Consider the following 17682-nt stretch of genomic DNA (forward strand, 5'->3'; position numbering starts at 1 on the left):
CGGGAGCGCACGCCCTGCCCGGTGGCCGCCGGTATGCGAGAGGAGGCGGCGACCGATGACGCGGACACCTCCCACGAATGTGACCCGGGTGCGCTGGTGGCGATGGCGTCGCAACCCGCTGCGGCGGCACAGCGACGTCGTCGAGGCCTGGATCGTGCTCGTCATCTGGATCCTCGTGCTCGTCGGCGGCGCCGTCGCGGGCGCGGCGGCCGCCGTATCGGTGGACTCGGCGTTCTCCGCGCGGCGGGCCCAGGTGCACGCGGTGTCCGCGGTGCTGACCGACGACGCGGCCAGGACCCCGCCGAACGGCAGCGGCTACGACGACGGCCGGGTGTGGGCCAGTGTGCGCTGGACGGCCCCGGACGGCTCGGTGCACACCGACCGGGCCAAGGTCTACCCGGGCGCCCCGGCCGGCAGCCGGCTCACGGTGTGGACGGACAGCACGAACCGGATGGTGTCGCCGCCCCTCTCCACCACGGAGGCGGCCCTGCAGTCGACCCTGACCGGCGTGCTCGCCGCCTCCTCGGCCGGCGTGGCCGTCTGGACCGGGGGCTGGCTGGTCCGCACCTGGCGCATGCGCCGGCGCATGTCCGAGTGGGACGAGGAATGGAAGCGGATCGGCCCCGAGTGGCGGAACTACAGCAGCGGCGGAACCTGAGCAGCGGCGGTGATGTCAGTCCTTGTCGGCCACGGTCAGCCGGCAGTCCACGCCCACCACACCCTCCACGCCCCGTACCAGGCGTTCCGCGAGCGGAATCCGGGTGGCGTCGCGCACCCGTCCCGTCAGGGTCACGACCCCTTCGGCGACGGTGATGTGCACGGGCTCGACCGGAGCGGGGAAGAGGACGTCGACCACGTCCCGCCGGACCTCGTCGGCGAGGTCGTTGTCCGGGCGCAGGAACACCGTCAGCAGGTCCCCACGGCCGACCACGCCTTCCAGAACACCCTCGGCGTTCACCACGGGCAGCAGCCTGACGTGCCGCAGGGCCATGATCCGCGCCGCCTCGGCGAGCGTGGCGTCGGCGCGGACGGTCACGGCCGGGGCGCTCATCAGCTCCTCGGCCCGGACCCCGCCGGCCTTGGCCAGGTCGGACAGCCGGCGCAGCTGCGTCAACCGGTCCGGATCGTTCTCCCGGAACTCCTCCTTGGGCAGCAGATCGGCCTCGGACACCACACCGACGACCCGGCCGTCACCCTCCAGTACGGGCACCGACGTGCCACTGCGCCATCCGCTGGACGATGTCCTTGAACAGGGCCGCCCGGCCCACCGTGACGACGGCTCGCGTCATCACGTCGCCGACGTGGCGCGGGCCGCCGGCCATGGTCTCCGCAGGCCGGGCCGACGATGCCGGTGGAGGAGCGGTCATTCCAGGCCACCGCTGCCGTAGGGGGCGTAGAGGTCGAGCAGCCGGACCCGGGAGGCGTGCAGCCGCTGTGCCACGACCAGCCCGACCCAGACCGCGATCGCCCGCCCGAACTCGGGATCGGCGGCGCACAGCTCCAAGACCGCCTTCGCATCGAACTCCCAGGCCCGCACCGGAGTCAGCGCCTCGCCCCCCAGCTGCCACAGGTGGGGCGGGAAGTGCCAGGACCAGCCGACCAGTTCGCCGTGTTCGAGCGACTCGATGACGGCGGGACGACGGCCGGGCACACGCAGGTCGAGGGCGACGGTCCCGGTCCGCACGATCCAGAAGCGGTCGGCGCGCCGGCCCTCCTCGAACAACCGCGTCCCGGCCGCGAAAGAGACCTCACGGGCGAGCTGCATCAGCCGTACACGATGCTCGGCGGGCAGGGCCGCGCTCATGGTGGTGACGGAGGTCATCGCTCCGGCTCCCTTCGCTCGAGACCCGTAGCCCTCGCGACCGTGGGACTCCTGCTCCCAGCCTGTGCTCGTCCGGGCCCGCCCACAACAGGTCGCTCGGTCCCGCCGGGGGTGCTTGGGCCCGGCTGCACCACCTGCGGGTTACCGAACGCACCCGCGCGCCTACGTACGGTGGCGAGACCGGGAACTCCAGGTGGCCGTCTCATTTTCGGCGAGACTGATCCGGTGCCCGTCTCTTCGGCGGGGACTGATCCGGCGCCCGTCGGCCGTCAGGCCCCGCCGCCTCAGCCGCGCAACGCCTCGAACGCCTGTCGGGCGCCGATCCCGATCGCGAGGTCGATGTCCGGGGCCTGGCCGGCCCGCCGGTCCGCGCGGGTGAGCGCGGCCATGGCGATCCGATCGCCGGACTCGGCCTGCACCACCCCGATCTCGTGCCGCAGATGGAGGAAGGTGCCGGTCTTGCCGCTCCACCGCAGCGTGTCCGCGCGCAGTTCGCTCGCCAGTCGCTGGGTGAAGACCTGGAAGCCCATCAGGCGGCGCAGCTCGGCCGTCGCCCGGGGCCGGGAGATCTCGTCCGCCCACACGCGCTGCAACAGGTCCACCAGCGCCGAGGCCGACCCGACGTTGGCGTGGGCCGGATCCAGGGTCTCGATGGTGTGCCGTCCGGCACGCTCGTCGCGGACGGCCAGTTCCAGCGCGAGCGAGAAGTCGTTGCCGGCGGCTCCGGCCGCGCATTCGTACATGTGGTTCATGCGATGCCTGACCCGGATACCGCCGCACCCCCACGCACGCAGGCGGGTGTCGACGTCCGCCACCGGCACCAGGCCGAACAGCGCGTCGGCGGCGGCGTTGTCGCTCACCGAGAGCATCAGGAGGAGGAGGTCGCCGACGGCCACGGTGGCCGGGTGCCGGAACGCCGCGAGCCCGGTGGGGCCGACGCTGTTGGTGGCCGGGTCCACCGTGACCGGGTGCGCCGGGTCGAGTTCCCCGGCCGCGATCCGGTCCAGCACGACCAGGGCGAGCGGTACCTTCACGACCGACGCGAGGGGTATCATCTCGTCGACGTCGAAGCCGAGTTGCTCACCCGAGTCCAGGTTGCGGGCGAGGAACGAGCCACGGACCCCGAGCGCCGCCCAGTCCGCCGCGATCGCCTCGGCGACGTCGAGCAGGGCGCCGTCCCCGGCCACGTAGGCCGGGCGGTACACCGGTTCCGCGCTCATCCGCGTGCCGCCAGCCGCGCCGAGGCGTCCGCAGCAGCCGACCCGGGCCGTGCCGTGTCAGGCGCCCCGGTCGCGGCACCGGCCGCCGCGGCGAGCAGCACGGCCAGCCAGCCGGGTACGTCCAGCGGCCCGCGCCGGCCTCGGGCCCCCTGCATGTCGTACCCCCGGTGCAGTGCGGCGTCGGCCAGCGGCGCCCAACTCGCCCCGTGCTGCCGGGCGAAAGGCTCGGCACACAGCAGCACCGCCCCGCCGGCCAGGGTCTCGGCGAGGGCCGTGGCCGCCGGTCCGGCCGGCCTGAGCAGGCCCTCCGGCAGCCCGGCGCGGGCGGCGGCGCGGATCAATCGGTCCTGTGCGTAGGGCACTTCGTCCTCGGTCAGGGTCAGGATGGGCAGCGCGGCGGGCAGTTCACCGGTCGTGGCCCGGCTCCGGCGTGGCCGCAGGTCCTCCAGATGGATCGCGCGCCGCCTGCCGCTCGCTCCGGTGGTCGCCGGCTCCGGCGCGTCGGGCGGTGCCGCCGACGCCAGCCCGAGCGGTACCCGGACCCCGGCGTGCTCCGGGGGAACGCGCATCAGAGCGTACGTGAGCGAACCGTCGGCGAGTCCGGAGACCCGTTCCGCCGGGGACAGTTCGCGCATGCCGAGCGTGATCCCGCGCTCGGTGCCCGCGCGGATGACGCGCGCCAGCGCCACCGGGGCGCAGCCCGTGGGCACCCCCACGACACGCATCTGGGCCTGGCGGGCCGACCGGGCGACCTGCCCCAGCCGCTGGGCCCGGTCCAGCACGTCCTGCGCGTACGGAAGCAGCAGCAGACCCAGCTCCGTCGTCGTGACCTGCCGCCGTGAACGGTCGAACAACAGGCCCCCGAAGTGGGCCTCCAGCGTCTTGATGCGGCGGCTGAGGAGCGGCTGGGCGATCCCGAGCCGGTCGGCCGCGCGCGAGAAGCTCGACTCGTCGACGGTCGCGACGTACGCCTCGAGGTGCGCGAGGAGATCCATCCAGCAGTCATATCAATAAGTTATGAGGCGTTCAAAGTTCCCTCTTGGACATGAGTGGAGCCCGGCTGTTTCGCTGGTCCCCGTCGAAGATCCACCAAGCCGACGACGGACGACCAGGGAGAACTCCGCACATGACCAGTGCCCATCCGATGCCGCGCCGCCGCCTCTTCAAGGCCGGTCTCGCCCTCACCACCGCCGCCGTGGTGGCCCCCGCCGCAGGGGTGCCGACCGCCTCAGCCGCCCCGGGCGCCGGAACGGCCGATCCGCACACCGAGTTGAGCGATCTGGAGCAGCGGTACGGCGCGCGGCTCGGCGTGTACGCCCACAACGTGCGCACCGGTCGGGTCGTCGCGTACCGCGCGGGGGAGCGGTTCGCGATGTGCTCGACGTTCAAGGCGTTCGCGGCGGCGGCGGTACTGCGCGACCACGGTGGCTGCGCACCGCTGGACAAGGTGATCCACTACCCGCCGAACGACATCCTGGCGAACTCGCCGAAGACAGAGGAGCACCTCGCCACCGGCATGCGGGTGGGCGACGTGTGCGCGGCCGCGATCCAGTACAGCGACAACGCGGCCGGCAACCTCCTGCTGCGCCAGATCGGTGGCCCGGCCGGCCTCACCCGTTTCTTCCGGTCGCTCGGCGACCGGGTGAGCCGGCTCGACCGCTGGGAGACCGACCTCAACACCGCGATCCCCGGCGACCTGCGCGACACGACGACGCCGGAGGCCGTCGGGCGGAGCTTCGAGCGGTTGACCCTGGGCCGGGCCCTGGCCGACGCCGGCCGCGAGCAGCTCGTCACCTGGCTGAAGGGCAACACCACCAGCGCCAAACGGTTCGGCGCCGGGCTGCCCCGGGGCTGGGTCCTCGGCGACAAGACCGGCACCGGGGACTACGCCACCGCGAACGACATCGGCGTCGCCTGGACGACCAGGGGGACACCGATCGTGCTGGCCGTGCTGTCCACGAAGGCCACCAAGGACGCACCGGTGGACGACGCCCTGGTCGCCGACACGGCCCGCGTCCTGGCGCGCACCCTCGCCCCCGGCGAGTAGGCCAGGCAGTCCCCTCCGGCCGGTTCAGGTCACTGAATTCTGATCAAGTACAAGGCTATTGACGCACTCATGGCACCTCCCTACGGTCGGTGAAAGCGCTTTCCACTGCCGGGTTGCCGCAATCGCCCGGCAGTGGAGTTCACGCACTCGAACCTCAGCATCGTCGCACCACGGCACCCCGGCACCGCACCCGCCCAGCCGAACCGACCCCTGGAGACAAGCCGATGCACCTGAGACCAGCCATCGCGTGCGCCAGCCTGATCGCCGGCACGCTCGTCGCGCTGTCCGGCACCACCGCACAGGCCGCGACCACCCTCCCCCACTCTCGGCTTCGCTCGAGCGGGGGGACCCCCATCGAGGCCGAGACTTCCCCCGCGGTCTGCACCGGCACCATCGACTCCGACTGGACCGGCTACTCCGGCAGCGGATTCTGCAACGGCGCCAACGCGAGCGGCGCCTACGCCCAGTTCACCGTGAACGCCGCCGGCGCGGGCACGGCGACCCTCCAGGTCCGCTTCGCCAACGGAACCACCACCGCGCGCCCGGCCGACGTCACTGTGAACGGCTCGGCGGCCGGCTCGGCGTCGTTCGAGGCCACCGGCGCCTGGGGGACATGGGTGATCAAGACACTCACCGTGCCGGTCACCGCGGGCAGCAACACCATCCGGTTCAACCCGACCACCTCCGCGGGCCTGCCCAACATCGACTACGTGGACGCCGACGTCTCCACGGCGCCGACCGGCACCGTGCTCTACGTCTCGCCGAGCGGCACCGACGGCGCGGCTGGCACGGAGTCGGCCCCGACGACGCTCACCTCGGCCATCAGCCGCATCACGTCCGGCGGCACGATCTACCTGCGCGGCGGGACGTACACCTACGCGTCGACGGTGACCATCCCGGCCGGCAACGACGGCACGGCCGCCGCCCGCACCACGCTGTCCGCCTACCCCGGCGAGACCCCGGTGCTGAACTTCTCGGCCCAGAGCGAGAGTTCGTCGAACCGCGGGATCCAGCTGAACGCCTCGTACTGGCACCTCTACGGCCTCACCGTGCAACACGCCGGTGACAACGGGATCTACGTCGGCGGCAGCAACAACGTCGTCGAGCGCGCGGTGACGGCGTACAACCGCGACACGGGGCTGCAGCTCGGCCGGATCTCCTCCAGCACCCCGAGCAGCCAGTGGCCGTCGAACAACCTGATCGTCAGCTCCGAGTCGCACGACAACGCCGACTCCGACGGCGAGGACGCCGACGGCTTCGCCGCGAAGCTGACCACCGGCACCGGGAACGTCTTCCGGTACGACGTCTCCCACAACAACATCGACGACGGCTGGGACCTCTACACCAAGACCGACACCGGCGCGATCGGCCCGGTGACCATCGAGAACTCCCTCTCCTACGGCAACGGCACCCTCTCCGACGGCACCGTGAACGCCAACGGCGACCGCAACGGCTACAAGCTCGGCGGCGACGACATCGCGGTCAACCATGTCGTCCGGCACAGCATCGCCTACAAGAACGGCCATCACGGGTTCACCTACAACAGCAACCCCGGCACGATGGCGATCTCGAACAACGTCAGCGTCGACAACGCGGAGCGCAACTTCTCCTTCGACGCGGGGACTTCGGTGTTCCGCACCAACACCTCGTGCCGGTTCTCCGTCAGCGGCTCCAACGACAAGACCGTCGGTGACGCCGACAGCTCCAACCAGTTCTGGTCCGGCACCAACGGCTCCCGGTGTACCTCGTACTCCGGTGCCCTGGGCTGGTCCTACGCCTCGGACGGCCATCTCGTGGTGACGTTCGGCGGCGCTGTCGTCACGCCGTAGCCGACCCGTGAGCCGGCCCCGCGCAGGCACGCGCGCGGGCCGGCTCCCGTGCTCAGCCGAGCGCGGACAGCACCGAGCTGTACGCGGCCTTCTTGTTGCCCGAGCCGTCGAAGAGCAGCGGGTTCTCGCCGCTGCGCCAGGAGTCGCTGTCCCTGATGCCCCACACCGAGATGCCGGTACAGCGGGACACGTTCATGCAGGCCTTGACGGTGTTCGCGTACGCCGTCGGGGGCGCCTGTGCGATGTCCAGCTCGGTGATCTGCACGTCCACGCCGAGTGCGGCGAAGTTCGCCAGCGTGGTCCGGAAGCTCGCGGGCGGCCCGGAGCTGCCGAAGTGGCTCTGGAAGCCGACACAGTCGATGGGCACGCCCCGGGACCTGAAGTCGCGGACCATGCGGTAGACGCCCTGGGTCTTGGCGTCCGTCCAGTTCTCGATGTTGTAGTCGTTGTAGCAGAGCTTGGCCGACGGGTCGGCCGACCGGGCGGTGCGGAACGCCTGCTCGATGAAGCCGTCCCCCAGCAGGTTCTGGAAGACCGAGCTGCGGTGCTGCCCGCTGCCGCCGTCGGCGAAGGCCTCGTTGACCACGTCCCAGGCGTAGATCTTGCCCTTGTAGTGGTTCATCACGGTGGTGATGTGGTGGTTCATCACGCTGCGCAGGGTGTTCGCGTCCGTGATACCGCTGACCCAGCTGGGCAGTTGGGAGTGCCAGACCAGCGTGTGGCCGCGCACGCGCTGTCCGTGCGCGGTGGCGTGGCTCACGATCTGGTCGGCGGGGCCGAAGTTGAACGAGCCGCGGGACCGCTCGACGGTGTCCCACTTCATCTCGTTCTCGGGCGTGACCATGTTGAACTCGCGGTCCAGGATCGCCGAGTAGGTCCCGTCGCCGAGCTTGCCCGCCGCCACGGCGGTCCCGAAGTACCGCCCCGACCGGGCGGCTTGAGCGCCGAGAGTGCTCGCCTTCACGGCCGTGGGCACGGCGCCGGCCGTGCCGGTCGCCAGGAGCGTGCCGGCGATCAGCAGACCTAAGAGAGAGGCGCGGCGCCGGTCGGGCCTGGTCGGAAACTTCATGGTTCTCCTCGTACGGTCGGATGCTGCGGGTTGCTGTCGGGGGCATGACATTTCCAGCAAGAAGCCCTGCCTCATGCTGTTCAGAGAATCGAACGCCGATCGTCATGCCGGGCGATCCGGATGATAGAAGGGGTGGAGGTGGCGTCAATACCTCTCGCATCATTCGGAGTTGACGTCGAAATGTTTCGCCTGGCAGTGGCCAAAGAGCACGAAAGGGCAGGAGGCGTGATGCTCAGCCGACCGGGTCGCCCGCCCCCACGGCGTGGGCCTCCAGCTCCGGGTCGGACAGCAACTCGGTGATGAGCTGGGGGGATCCGCCGACGTATGTGCTGACCAGGTCCACGTCACCGCCCACGCACCAGGCACGGTCCTCGGGCCACCACAGGTCGGGCAGTTCGGCGAACTCGTCCAGGGCCGGCGGAGAGACGGCGTCGGCCAGGGTTCCGGCGAGCAGCACCTCGTCCCGGCCGGGCGTCGCGAACGTGGGGATCCCGTCGAACTCCCACCGCCCGTACCCGGACCACAGACCGAACCAGCAGCGCTCCGGGGTCCGGGTGTGCCGGCCCAGCACAGGGATCAGGGCCCTGGCGACATCGGGCGGGGTCGGTCCCTCGCCGGGATGCTCGTCCCACACGCCGGGCAGGCCGAGGTCGGAGCGGTTCAGGTAGTCCTCGCCCACCCCGATGACCTCGTGCCAGCGCGTGGTCGGGGTCACCCGGGTGCCGTGCGCGGCGGCCACCGTCGACCAGCGCACCGGCCGCTCGTCCAGGGAGGCCGGATGCAGGACCCTCGCGTAGGCCGCGAAGCCGGGCGCGGCGACTCCCGCGACCGTTCCCATGGCGTACCCAGGGGTGGACTCGGTGAGCCACGAGGCCGGGGAGAGGTCGGTGGTACGGACGTGAAGCCGTCCGTACCACTCCGGAGCGGGGTCCCGCTGGGCCGGGCAACAGTCGTTCACCCGCACATTCTGGCGGAGAGGGCAGGATTCGAACCTGCGTGGGCCCCGTGGGGCCCGACCTTGAGGCGTGCTCGTAGGTCCCCGATCAGCCACTCCGGGCACCTCTCCCTGTTCCCGGCCTCCGGTTTCCCGTGCCGTTCACATGAATGAGAGTGGCAGGAGTCGCTGACGGGGGACTGATGCGCCGCTGACGGGGTGCCCTGTCACCCGCCCCGGCGCCCCACGTGGCCGCCCGTCCAGAAGCCGGGTGCGCCGCTCGGCGTGCGACGGCCGCGGTGCGACGTCCGCCACGAGGTCCATCGCGGCATGCTCGACGAGGTGGCCGGTGGGCCGGCCCTCGGCGTCGCACACCGCCTCCGCGCCGCTTTCGAGGTGGGCCCGACCGCCTTCATGAACCACGCCCTACCCCTGCGGGAGCAGCGGGCCGACGTCGGCTGAGACGGCTCGTCTTCTGAGTATGAGAACTCATGACACCGACCCAGGCATCGGGTCAGGATCGGCGCATGACGAAGATCAGGACGACGGGGGTCCGGGCCGGGACGGTCCTGCTGGCGCTGCTGGCGGCCGGATGCGGCACACAGCGGGCCGGGGGCGACGCCGGCGCGGGCGGGTCCTCGCGCAGCGCGGTGGCGACGCCGAGCACACCCAAGGACTTTCCGTGCCCCGGCGAGAGCCCCACCGCCTCGCCGCGGCCGTCCACGGCCACCCCGAGCCCCACCGCACCACCGACCGACCACTACGCCGAGAACCACGGATTCATGATCCCGTTCGAGCTGCACGGCAAGCGCCGCTGCCAGGGCCTCGCGGCCGTCGCGCGCGTCCGGGAGGCGCTCGAACCACAGCGCAGGCGCGGGCAGTTCAGTCCCGAGAGCGTCCGCAAGGCCCTCATCGACCTTGGGTACTCCGGCGGGCAGGTGCAGGTGTACCCGGGCGGGGGCGGCGTCGGCTTCCTCGTCCAGGTCGACGACTACCCGGTGTGCGTGGAAGGCAGCCTGGCCGGGAACCTGGACGGCGCCACGACCAAGGCGGACGCCTTCGGCGGCTACCCCGACCACGATGGGTGCGACCAGCCCTCGGGTGGCCACTGACCGCACGGTCCCGGCCAGGTCGGACGTAGTTACCGGCCAGTTTCCCAGTACCGCAAGTAACATGATGACCTTTGCTCTGGGTGTACCAGTCAGTCAACTCGGCGCGGTTCCCAGGACGCGCCCTGCCCGGAGATCTCCATGTCATCTGTCAATGACGCGCACAACGATCCGTTGGAAAGCGCTCGCTTCACCTACGAGCAGCACGTGCAGACGTGCCGCCAGTGCTACGCCGACGCCGCGCCCTGTGCCGTGGCCAAGCACCTGCTGCGGCTCTACAACCTCGCCCGCAGGGACCGGCTCCGCGCCACGGGGCACCCGGCACAGTGACGCCGGGGCCCGCCGGCCGCCGTCAGACCGTGCCGCCGTACACCTCGTCCACGTTCGGACGCGGTGGCCGGCCGGTGCGGGTGGCCGGGCCCTGCGCGAAGGTGCGCAGCAGGTTCTCCGTGCTGCGCGTGACGAACCCGCGCGTGCGGCCGTCCATGCCGTGGTCGCGGCCGAGTTCCCCGGTGCCGGCGAGCAGCCCCTCCACCCAGCGCATGGTGCCGGTCGCGAACACCCCGGCACCGCTCGGGGCCGTGTAGTACGCCGAGTCGCTGTGACTGGGGCGGCCGGCGCAGACGACGGGGGAGTGCGCGGTGATCTCCAGGGGGCCGGGAGCGGGGGAGACGGGCGTGACACGGTCGTACTCGACGCCCACCAGATGGGCGAAGGCCTCGCCGGGGCGCACGCCGGTGCCGTCGTACAGCCAGTGATCGGCGGCGTGCACGACATAAGGGGCGTCGACCGGATAACCCTCGTACAGGACGCCGGTGAGCGAGGACTCCGGGTCGGCGGCGGGCGGGCTGCGGTAGTCGGTGGTCACCAGCGCCGGGTCGGACGCATAGCGGGGGTCGGCGCGGTAGGACGTCTTGTAGCAGACCACCGTACGGTCGCCCGCCCCCTCCCCGTCCTCCAGGCGGACCCGGCGGAAGCACGTGTTCGCGCCGAGGAAGGCCACGTTCGTCCCGGCGTCCCGGGCGCGGGTGACCTGCGCCCGCTGTTCGGGCGTCCAGTACTCGTCGTGCCCCAGACAGACGACGGTGTGCGCTCCGTGGAGCACCGACGGGTCCCGGTGCACGTCGACGCCGGTGGTGTAGGCGAGCGGGATGCGCAGGCGTTCGGCCAGCACCACCAGGGCCCACTCGTGGACCAGGAACTTCTCGGCGCCGTTGCCCTCGTAGGGGCGGTCGAAGCTGACCGCGAGCGACCGGGTGGCGTACGCGCCCGAGGCGCCCGCGTAGAGGCTGTAGCCGCCCCAGCGGTTGTAGGCCTGCCAGGTGGCCGGGGCGTGCAGCAGGACGGTGCGGCCCGCACCCTCGGCGGAGCGGACGATCAGCGGGATGTGACGCTGGTGACCGGTGTCGGCCTCCAGCCGCAGCAGATAGGCGCCTTCCGGCCACCCGGTGGTGTCCATGCTCAGCGCGGCGGGCCAGTCGGCGCGCACGGTACGGGTGGCGGGCAGCAGGTGCGGGGGCGGCTGAGTGCGGCCGGGTATGCGCGGTGAGGCCCAGATGAGGCGGGCCTGCCTGCCGCCGTACCAGCCGACGCGGAACGCCGAGACCCGGAACGAGGCGGCGGTGGTCGACACGTGCAGGCCGCATTCCTGGCCGGGGGCGACGCTCACCTGGTCCGTGTAGCCGGTCACGGCGTCCGGCGGGCCCGCCGAGCGGATCCGCCAGTCGGCGGTGCCCGGCGCGTCCTGTTCGGCCTCCGGAAGCAGCCCGCTGTTCCGGCGGGGGTGCGCGGGCGGGTGCGCGGGCGCGCAGGCGGCGGCCATGCCCAGGCCCGCGCCCGCGCACAGGGCCAGGAAGCGTCGGCGGTCCACGGTGGGTATGCCGTGCGCTGGAATCACCACGCCTCCCGGATCCGGCCCGGTTCGTCCCTCGCCCAGGCTCCCGATCCGGCTCCGCCTCCCGCAACCGCACGACGACTCCGGGGCGCCGGCACCGGCGGGGACGGTCGCAGCGGGACACCGTGACGACGGCACCCGGGGCGGGGCGCCGGGCGTTGTGCCGTACGAGTGGTGTCCGGCCGTCTACAGCGGAGGATCCTCGGTGAGTTCCAGCAGGGTGCGGGCGCTCTGCGCGGCCAGGGGAGCGGTTCCGGGCGCGGTCGGGAACAGGCGGCCCCAGGCGCGGGCACGCCCCAGGGCGCTCAGCCGCCACGCGAGGCGCACCGCGCGCCGGAGTTCCGCTGACGTGCGTCCGGCTCCCGTCCACGGCTCCAGGTAGGCGTCGCGCAGGCGCGCCAGCACGTCGGACCCGTACCGGTCGCAGGCCCGCCGGGCGGTGACCTGAAGGCTGCAGAACGGGTGGGAGACGGCGGCGTCGCCCCAGTCGAAGAAGGTGTACCGGCCCGGTTCCGGGTTGAACAGCTGGCCGTCGTGCAGATCCGAGTGGTCGAGGGAGTCGGCGATGCCCGAGGCCGCGAGTTCGGCGCACCAGTCGACCAGGCGGGGCCGCAGCGCGTCGAGCCGTGCGCGTTCGTCCGGCCGCAGTGCCGTGTCCTCGGCGAGCAACTCGTCGAAGATTCCTGGCAGTTCCGCGGTCCGGGCGCTCGGGACGCCCAGCCGTTCGATCGCGCACGCGTGCGGGACCAGGGCCTGCTGCATGCTCGCGTACTGGCGGAGAAGGTCCTCCCAGACGCGGGGCTCCACGGTCTCCCGCTCCAGCACGTCCCGGAAGAGGTCACCCCCGTCCGGCAGCAGGGACCAGCCACGGCCGGCGTCGACCGCGAGCGGCTCCAGGACGTGCTCAGGCACCCAGCGGGCCAGCGCGGCGGTCAGCGCGCCCTCGAAGCCGCTGGCCGGCGGATTCGCCTTGAACCACACGGCCGCACGCCCGGCCACGGGCACCCGCACCAGGACGGACCACGGCCGCAGCCGCACCCTCAGCGGGCCGGTCACCCGCAGCCCGTGTGCCGCAAGCCCGGCCTCCACCCAGTCGAGGGCCGCGGTCCGCCAGGACTCCTGCTCCCAGGGAGTCACCGCGTCCGCGTACCGGCCCCGGTCCACGGTCGGCGACGCAAGATCGTACATCGGGCCATCCCAGCATCCGGACCGGAGATCGACCAGCGCTTTTTGGGAGGCTCATGGTGCGGCCGTGGCCTCGACTTCCGGTAACCCGATCGCACAACACACCTGATTCATCGGCCACTTGTATGCTCACGAACACATGTCTGGGGAGACATGACAGAGAAGCTCTGACACCAGAGCCGCATACAGGGGGGAACCGTGCCTGCACGGCATCACCGGCTGACGCGCGCGGGGAGCGCCGTCGTCACCGTCGCCACGGCGCTCGTCACGACCGCGGGACTGGCCTCGCCACTGGTCGCGTCCGCGTACGCCGTCACCACCGGAGTCACTATCGCCGCGCCCGACGCCGACGTCGACCGCCCGTTCACGGTGGTGACCAGTGGCCGCCTCGGCGTGCTGTACCAGCAGGAGGGCACCGACGGATACGTCTGGAGCAGCAGCAGAAAGGTCGTACCGGCCCTGGGCGGCGTACCGGCGCAGTCCATCCTCGACACGTACGACTACGACAACCGGGTCTTCTACTCCACCACCGCGGACGACGGCAGCATCACCATCACCGCGTACAACCTGGAAACCGGCTACACGTACTCCTTCAACCTGCCGAGCGGCTACCAACACCCGCAGATGAGCGGCGGCTTCGCGCTCGCCTCGCACCAACTCGCCGACGGCACCCACGAGTACCGGGTCCTCAGGCCCAACGGCTCGGGCGGCTCCTACGACGTCCAGGTGCAGCTGCCCGAGGGCGCGACCGCGGAGGCCGAACCGCGGATCCTCGCGACCGCCGACGGAGGCGCGGACTTCGTCATCCGCTACCAGAAGGACGGCCGCGCCGCCTACGGCATCGTCAACGCCCTCTCCGGCACCGTCACCGCACTCCAGGTGACCGGGCCGGCGAGCAGCTTCCGGCTCACCCGCTCCTGGGTGTCGTGGTACACCCGCGAGGACGGGGCCGGCATCCGGATCCGGGCGCGCGCCAGCGCGGGCGAGACGCCCGGCGTCCGCACCGTGCCGACCTCGTCGCCGGACAGCGACGTCACCTCGTTCGTCGTCGGCAACAACCTGCTGTGGTACGAGGGTTCAGGCGGTGCACTGCACAAGCTGTCGCTCGGCGGGGACGCGGCCACGGTCCTCGCCGACGTCGAACAGGCCTGGCAGACCGGCGAGTCGGTGGCCGTCATCGGACGGGCCACCGCCGACAGCCCGCGCACCCTGTACTTCCTCGCCGGCGACGACAGCGGCGGCGTCTCCGTCACGCCCTGGCAGTCGATCGCTCCCGTCCACTACGACGGCTCGGTCGGCGCGCTCGGCCTCGATCGCGGCACCGTGCGCTTCCTCAACTCCCTGCGGGGCACCCGCACCCTCCACAGCCAGGACATCGGGACCGCCCTGACACCGGCCGACGGGGCGCCGCTGACCCCGGCCGTCACCTCCGGCAGCACCGGTGCGAGCCGCTTCGCCGACGGCGGCGACGAAGGCCTCGCCCAGCTCACCGCCGACCCGGCCACCGGCAAGGACGTCCTCACCACGGCCGACGACCCCAACGGCGACATCGCGCTGCCCGCCGCCGACGGCCGCATCCTCGACGTGTCCCCGCAGTACGTGCTGTACGCGGGCGGCGGCAAGCAGTACGTCGTGGACATCGCCGCCGGCAAGGTCGTACGCGAACTGACCGCCCAGGCGGCCGTCCTCGACTACGGCACGCTGTGGACACCGTCCAGCACCGCGGGCCAGGTGGTCGCGACCAACCTGCGCACGGGCAAGGCGGTGCGGACCGTCGACACCGGCGGCGGCTGCACACCGAACGACCTGCGGGCCAACGGCACGCTTCTGTACTGGAGTTGTGCCGCCCAGAAGAAGGCCGGGATCAAGAATCTCGCCTACATGGACAAGACGTACGACGCCCCGGTCGGGGACGTGCTCCTCGGCGACGGCTTCTACGGCTACTACGACCCCGCCAAGAAGTCGATCCGGCTGACCGAGGTCCTCAACGACGTCACCGACTCCCTCGGCGAGATCACCGGCCTAGCGTCCACGACGTCCGCCGACACCCGCGGGGTCACCTGGACCGTCGACCGCCGCTCCAACAAGGTCGCCTACGTGGACACGGACAGTGCCGTCCATGTCGTCGGCGCCTACGACTACACCTGGCTGGCGTCCAGGCTGACCGCCCCCGACTCCACCGCTCCCACGTCGTTCGCGGCGGCCGGCGGTGCGGCGCGGTGGGACGGCCGCTGGTGGCTGTCCAAGCCGGCCGCCTCCTGGCAGGTGACCCTCAAGAGCAAGACCACCGGAAAGGTCCTGCGCACCTGGAACGGCGGGCCCACCCGCAGCGCCGTACGGGTGAACTGGGACGGCAAGGCGCAGAGCGGAGCACTGGTGCCCAACGGCGCCTACACCTGGACGCTCACCGCCACTCCGGCCGACGGCATCGGATCCGCACTCTCCACCTCCGGCACCGTCAAGGTGACCGGCGCAGCGGCCGTACAGCGCGACTACGCGGGCTCCGACGGCATCGGCGACCTGCTGACCCTCACCTCCTCCGGCGCCCTGAGCATCCAGAAGGGCGACGGCAAGGGAGGCTTCTTGGGCAAGGTGACCGGCTCGGGCTGGGCGGCCTCCGTCAAGGCCGTCCCGTTCGGCGACCTCGACGGCGACCGCTGCAACGACGTCCTGGTGCGGTTCGCCGACGGCACCCTGCGCGCCTACCGGCCCGGATGCGGCAAGGCCGTGACGCCGTCCACCGCGAAGACCGTGCTGGGGACGGGCTTCGACCAGTACGACGTCCTCACCTCGCCGGGTGACGTGACCGGTGACGGGCGCGCGGACCTCGTCGCACGCAACGCCAGGACCGGTGCGGTCTACCTGTACAAGGCGACCAGCTCCGGGAAGCTCGCGGCGCGGGTGAAGCTGTACGCGGACTGGTCCGGCTACAAGAAGGTCGTCGGCACCGGCGACCTCGACGGCGACGGCCGCGGTGATCTGCTGGTCCAGGACAAGTCGAACAAGTTGTGGCGCTACAGCGGCACCGCCTCGGGCACGTTCAAGGCCCGGGTGAAGCTCTTCGACGACTGGGGTTCCTCCTACAACACCGTCATCGGCGTCGGCGACATCACCGGCGACGGCAAGGCGGACCTCGTCGCCCGCGACACCTCCGGCGCGCTGTGGCGCACCAACGGCACCGGCAAGGGCTCCTTCGGTGCCCGCACGAAGGTCGGCACGGGCTGGGGCACGTACAAGGGTCTGTTCTAGCACGGGTCTGCTCCGGCACTCCGCGAGAGAGGTGCCCTCGTGAGTCATCTCGTAGCCACCGTTCTCGGGGACGTGGCCCTCGTCGTCCTGGTGTCCTGGGTGTTCGGGGGCCTGGCCCGGCGTCTGGGGCAGCCGGCGGTGATCGGCCAGATCCTCGCCGGGATCGCCCTGGGACCGACCCTGCTGGGCCGGCTCCCCGGGGACCCGTCCGCGCGGCTGTTCCCCGCTGAGGCACGGCCGTTTTTGTCGGTGCTGGCTCAGATCGCCGTGGTCCTGTTCCTGTTCGTCGCGGCCTACGAGATCGAGTTCCGCACCTTCCGGGCGGGACGCACCGCGGTGAGCGTCGCGGTGGCGGCCCTGCTGACCCCGATGGCGCTCGCCGTCGGGGCCGTGGAACTGTGCGGCGGACTGTTCTCCGCCGTGGACCCCCGGCACGCGGGCCAGCACTCGTTCGCGATGTTCATGGCGGTGGCGCTCTCGATCACCGCCCTGCCGGTGCTGGCGGCCATCGTGCGCGAGCGCGGGGCCGCCGGCACTCCCGCGGGAACGGTGGCGATCGCGGCGGCCGGCTTCATGGACGTGGCGGCCTGGCTGGTGCTGGCGGCGGTGCTCAGCGACTCCGGGAGCGACTCCGCGCAGGCCACCCGCTGGTCCTGGCCGGTCGCCCTGGCGCTGCTGGCGGCCTTCGCCGCGTTCGTCCTCGGCGTGGTCCGGCCCGCGCTGCGCTGGTGGCTGAACCGGCCGGCCACGCTGCTGAGCAATCCCGTCCCGGTGGCGTTGGTCCTCGCCCTGGGCAGTGCGTGGGTCACCGAGTCACTCGGCCTGCACGCCGTCTTCGGCGGGTTCCTCGCCGGGCTGGCCATGCCGCGCCGCGACGGTGTGCCGGGCGCCGACGTGCTGCGGCCGATGGAGCAGACCTCCGGGATGCTGCTGCCGCTGTTCTTCGTGTCCACCGGGCTGTCGGTCGACATCGGCACGGTGGGCGCGGACGGTTTCGGCCTGTTGGGGGTGCTCCTGGTGGTGGCGACCGCCGGCAAGGTCGTACCGGCCTACGGGGCGGCCCGGGTGCACGGCCTGGACACCCGGCAGTCGGCCCTGGTCGCCGTCATGGTGAACACCCGCGGGCTCACCGAGCTGATCGTGCTGGACGTCGGCAGGTCGGCGGGGCTGATCGGCCAGGACCTGTACGCCGTCCTGGTCCTCATGGCGCTGGTCACCACCCTCATGACCGGTCCGCTGCTGCAGCTGATGGGCAGAGCGAGCAGCATGAGCGACCCCCGGCCATCCGTCAGAGCCTGAACCGGGTGCGCCCCCGGACGTCGGC

General features: G+C 71.9%; 14 protein-coding genes and 3 pseudogenes. 8 read left to right on the forward strand and 9 right to left on the reverse strand.

Annotation, left to right across the window (positions count from 1 at the left end; translation table 11 throughout):
* The first annotated feature begins 55 nt into the window (after window positions 1-55).
* On the forward strand, window positions 56-658 hold the full coding sequence (locus ACFY3C_RS07445; RefSeq protein ID WP_390770077.1) for a hypothetical protein: 603 nt from the start codon (window positions 56-58) through the stop codon (window positions 656-658).
* 15 nt (window positions 659-673) lie between these two features.
* Here the strand turns inward: ACFY3C_RS07445 and ACFY3C_RS07450 are convergent.
* The 4 genes and pseudogenes from ACFY3C_RS07450 to ACFY3C_RS07465 all read right to left on the reverse strand — a co-directional run bounded on the left by ACFY3C_RS07450 (window position 674) and on the right by ACFY3C_RS07465 (window position 4037).
* Window positions 674-1322, reverse strand: a pseudogene (locus ACFY3C_RS07450) (CBS domain-containing protein).
* 41 nt (window positions 1323-1363) lie between these two features.
* Window positions 1364-1822 carry a cyclic nucleotide-binding domain-containing protein gene (locus ACFY3C_RS07455; RefSeq protein ID WP_390770078.1) on the reverse strand — a complete coding sequence of 153 codons (459 nt, stop codon included), beginning with the start codon at window positions 1820-1822 and terminating at the stop codon, window positions 1364-1366.
* A 284-nt stretch (window positions 1823-2106) separates the two neighbouring features.
* Window positions 2107-3042 (reverse strand): serine hydrolase, encoded by a 936-nt coding sequence (locus tag ACFY3C_RS07460; protein WP_390770079.1) that lies wholly within the window; start codon window positions 3040-3042, stop codon window positions 2107-2109.
* Window positions 3039-4037 (reverse strand): LysR family transcriptional regulator, encoded by a 999-nt coding sequence (locus ACFY3C_RS07465; protein WP_390770080.1) that lies wholly within the window; start codon window positions 4035-4037, stop codon window positions 3039-3041. The genes ACFY3C_RS07460 and ACFY3C_RS07465 overlap by 4 nt, the downstream gene beginning before the upstream one ends.
* A gap of 131 nt (window positions 4038-4168) precedes the next feature.
* On the opposite strand from ACFY3C_RS07465, the gene bla reads away from it, so the two are divergent.
* On the forward strand, window positions 4169-5089 hold the full coding sequence (gene bla, locus ACFY3C_RS07470) for a class A beta-lactamase (protein WP_386577597.1): 921 nt from the start codon (window positions 4169-4171) through the stop codon (window positions 5087-5089).
* A 224-nt stretch (window positions 5090-5313) separates the two neighbouring features.
* Window positions 5314-6918 carry a carbohydrate-binding protein gene (locus ACFY3C_RS07475; protein ID WP_390770081.1) on the forward strand — a complete coding sequence of 535 codons (1605 nt, stop codon included), beginning with the start codon at window positions 5314-5316 and terminating at the stop codon, window positions 6916-6918.
* A gap of 55 nt (window positions 6919-6973) precedes the next feature.
* On the opposite strand, the pseudogene ACFY3C_RS07480 reads toward ACFY3C_RS07475, so the two are convergent.
* The 3 genes and pseudogenes from ACFY3C_RS07480 to ACFY3C_RS07490 form a co-directional block, all read right to left on the reverse strand.
* Window positions 6974-7987 (reverse strand): annotated as a pseudogene (locus ACFY3C_RS07480) (endo-1,4-beta-xylanase); the annotation flags it as partial.
* Between the two features lie 232 nt (window positions 7988-8219).
* The gene (locus tag ACFY3C_RS07485) at window positions 8220-8945 is read right to left on the reverse strand and encodes a hypothetical protein (protein ID WP_390770082.1); all 726 of its coding nucleotides are present in this window, start codon (window positions 8943-8945) and stop codon (window positions 8220-8222) included.
* A 10-nt stretch (window positions 8946-8955) separates the two neighbouring features.
* Window positions 8956-9053, reverse strand: a pseudogene (locus ACFY3C_RS07490).
* Between the two features lie 153 nt (window positions 9054-9206).
* Here ACFY3C_RS07490 and ACFY3C_RS07495 point away from each other — a divergent pair.
* From ACFY3C_RS07495 to ACFY3C_RS07505, 3 genes are all read left to right on the forward strand, one after another.
* Window positions 9207-9383, forward strand: coding sequence for a hypothetical protein (locus ACFY3C_RS07495; RefSeq protein ID WP_390770083.1), 177 nt, complete (start codon window positions 9207-9209; stop codon window positions 9381-9383).
* Between the two features lie 65 nt (window positions 9384-9448).
* The gene (locus tag ACFY3C_RS07500; protein ID WP_390770084.1) at window positions 9449-10033 is read left to right on the forward strand and encodes a hypothetical protein; all 585 of its coding nucleotides are present in this window, start codon (window positions 9449-9451) and stop codon (window positions 10031-10033) included.
* A gap of 138 nt (window positions 10034-10171) precedes the next feature.
* Window positions 10172-10360, forward strand: a complete 189-nt coding sequence (locus tag ACFY3C_RS07505; RefSeq protein WP_386577602.1) for a hypothetical protein — start codon at window positions 10172-10174, stop codon at window positions 10358-10360.
* Between the two features lie 22 nt (window positions 10361-10382).
* Here the strand turns inward: ACFY3C_RS07505 and ACFY3C_RS07510 are convergent, their stop codons facing one another.
* Together ACFY3C_RS07510 and ACFY3C_RS07515 are read right to left on the reverse strand one after the other, a co-directional pair.
* The gene (locus tag ACFY3C_RS07510) at window positions 10383-11852 is read right to left on the reverse strand and encodes a N,N-dimethylformamidase beta subunit family domain-containing protein (RefSeq protein ID WP_390770351.1); all 1470 of its coding nucleotides are present in this window, start codon (window positions 11850-11852) and stop codon (window positions 10383-10385) included.
* Window positions 11853-12110: 258 nt separating this feature from the next.
* Entirely contained in the window at window positions 12111-13112 is a 1002-nt protein-coding gene (locus ACFY3C_RS07515; RefSeq protein WP_390770085.1) for a phosphotransferase, read from the reverse strand.
* 195 nt (window positions 13113-13307) lie between these two features.
* Between ACFY3C_RS07515 and ACFY3C_RS07520 the strand changes: the two genes are divergently transcribed.
* Both ACFY3C_RS07520 and ACFY3C_RS07525 read left to right on the forward strand, forming a co-directional pair.
* The gene (locus ACFY3C_RS07520) at window positions 13308-16358 is read left to right on the forward strand and encodes an FG-GAP-like repeat-containing protein (protein ID WP_390770086.1); all 3051 of its coding nucleotides are present in this window, start codon (window positions 13308-13310) and stop codon (window positions 16356-16358) included.
* Window positions 16359-16397: 39 nt separating this feature from the next.
* Window positions 16398-17657, forward strand: a complete 1260-nt coding sequence (locus ACFY3C_RS07525) for a cation:proton antiporter (RefSeq protein ID WP_390770087.1) — start codon at window positions 16398-16400, stop codon at window positions 17655-17657.
* The last annotated feature ends 25 nt before the right edge of the window (window positions 17658-17682 follow it).

Source organism: Streptomyces sp. NPDC001410, assembly GCF_042895235.1.
GTDB lineage: Bacteria > Actinomycetota > Actinomycetes > Streptomycetales > Streptomycetaceae > Streptomyces.

Coding starts and splice junctions, on each gene's coding strand:
- ACFY3C_RS07445 (WP_390770077.1), top strand. CDS start 56: ATGACGCGGACACCTCCCACGAATGTGACCCGGGTGCGCTGGTGGCGA.
- ACFY3C_RS07455 (WP_390770078.1), bottom strand. CDS start 1,822: ATGACCTCCGTCACCACCATGAGCGCGGCCCTGCCCGCCGAGCATCGT.
- ACFY3C_RS07460 (WP_390770079.1), bottom strand. CDS start 3,042: ATGAGCGCGGAACCGGTGTACCGCCCGGCCTACGTGGCCGGGGACGGC.
- ACFY3C_RS07465 (WP_390770080.1), bottom strand. CDS start 4,037: ATGGATCTCCTCGCGCACCTCGAGGCGTACGTCGCGACCGTCGACGAG.
- bla (WP_386577597.1), top strand. CDS start 4,169: ATGACCAGTGCCCATCCGATGCCGCGCCGCCGCCTCTTCAAGGCCGGT.
- ACFY3C_RS07475 (WP_390770081.1), top strand. CDS start 5,314: ATGCACCTGAGACCAGCCATCGCGTGCGCCAGCCTGATCGCCGGCACG.
- ACFY3C_RS07500 (WP_390770084.1), top strand. CDS start 9,449: ATGACGAAGATCAGGACGACGGGGGTCCGGGCCGGGACGGTCCTGCTG.
- ACFY3C_RS07505 (WP_386577602.1), top strand. CDS start 10,172: ATGTCATCTGTCAATGACGCGCACAACGATCCGTTGGAAAGCGCTCGC.
- ACFY3C_RS07510 (WP_390770351.1), bottom strand. CDS start 11,852: ATGGCCGCCGCCTGCGCGCCCGCGCACCCGCCCGCGCACCCCCGCCGG.
- ACFY3C_RS07515 (WP_390770085.1), bottom strand. CDS start 13,112: ATGTACGATCTTGCGTCGCCGACCGTGGACCGGGGCCGGTACGCGGAC.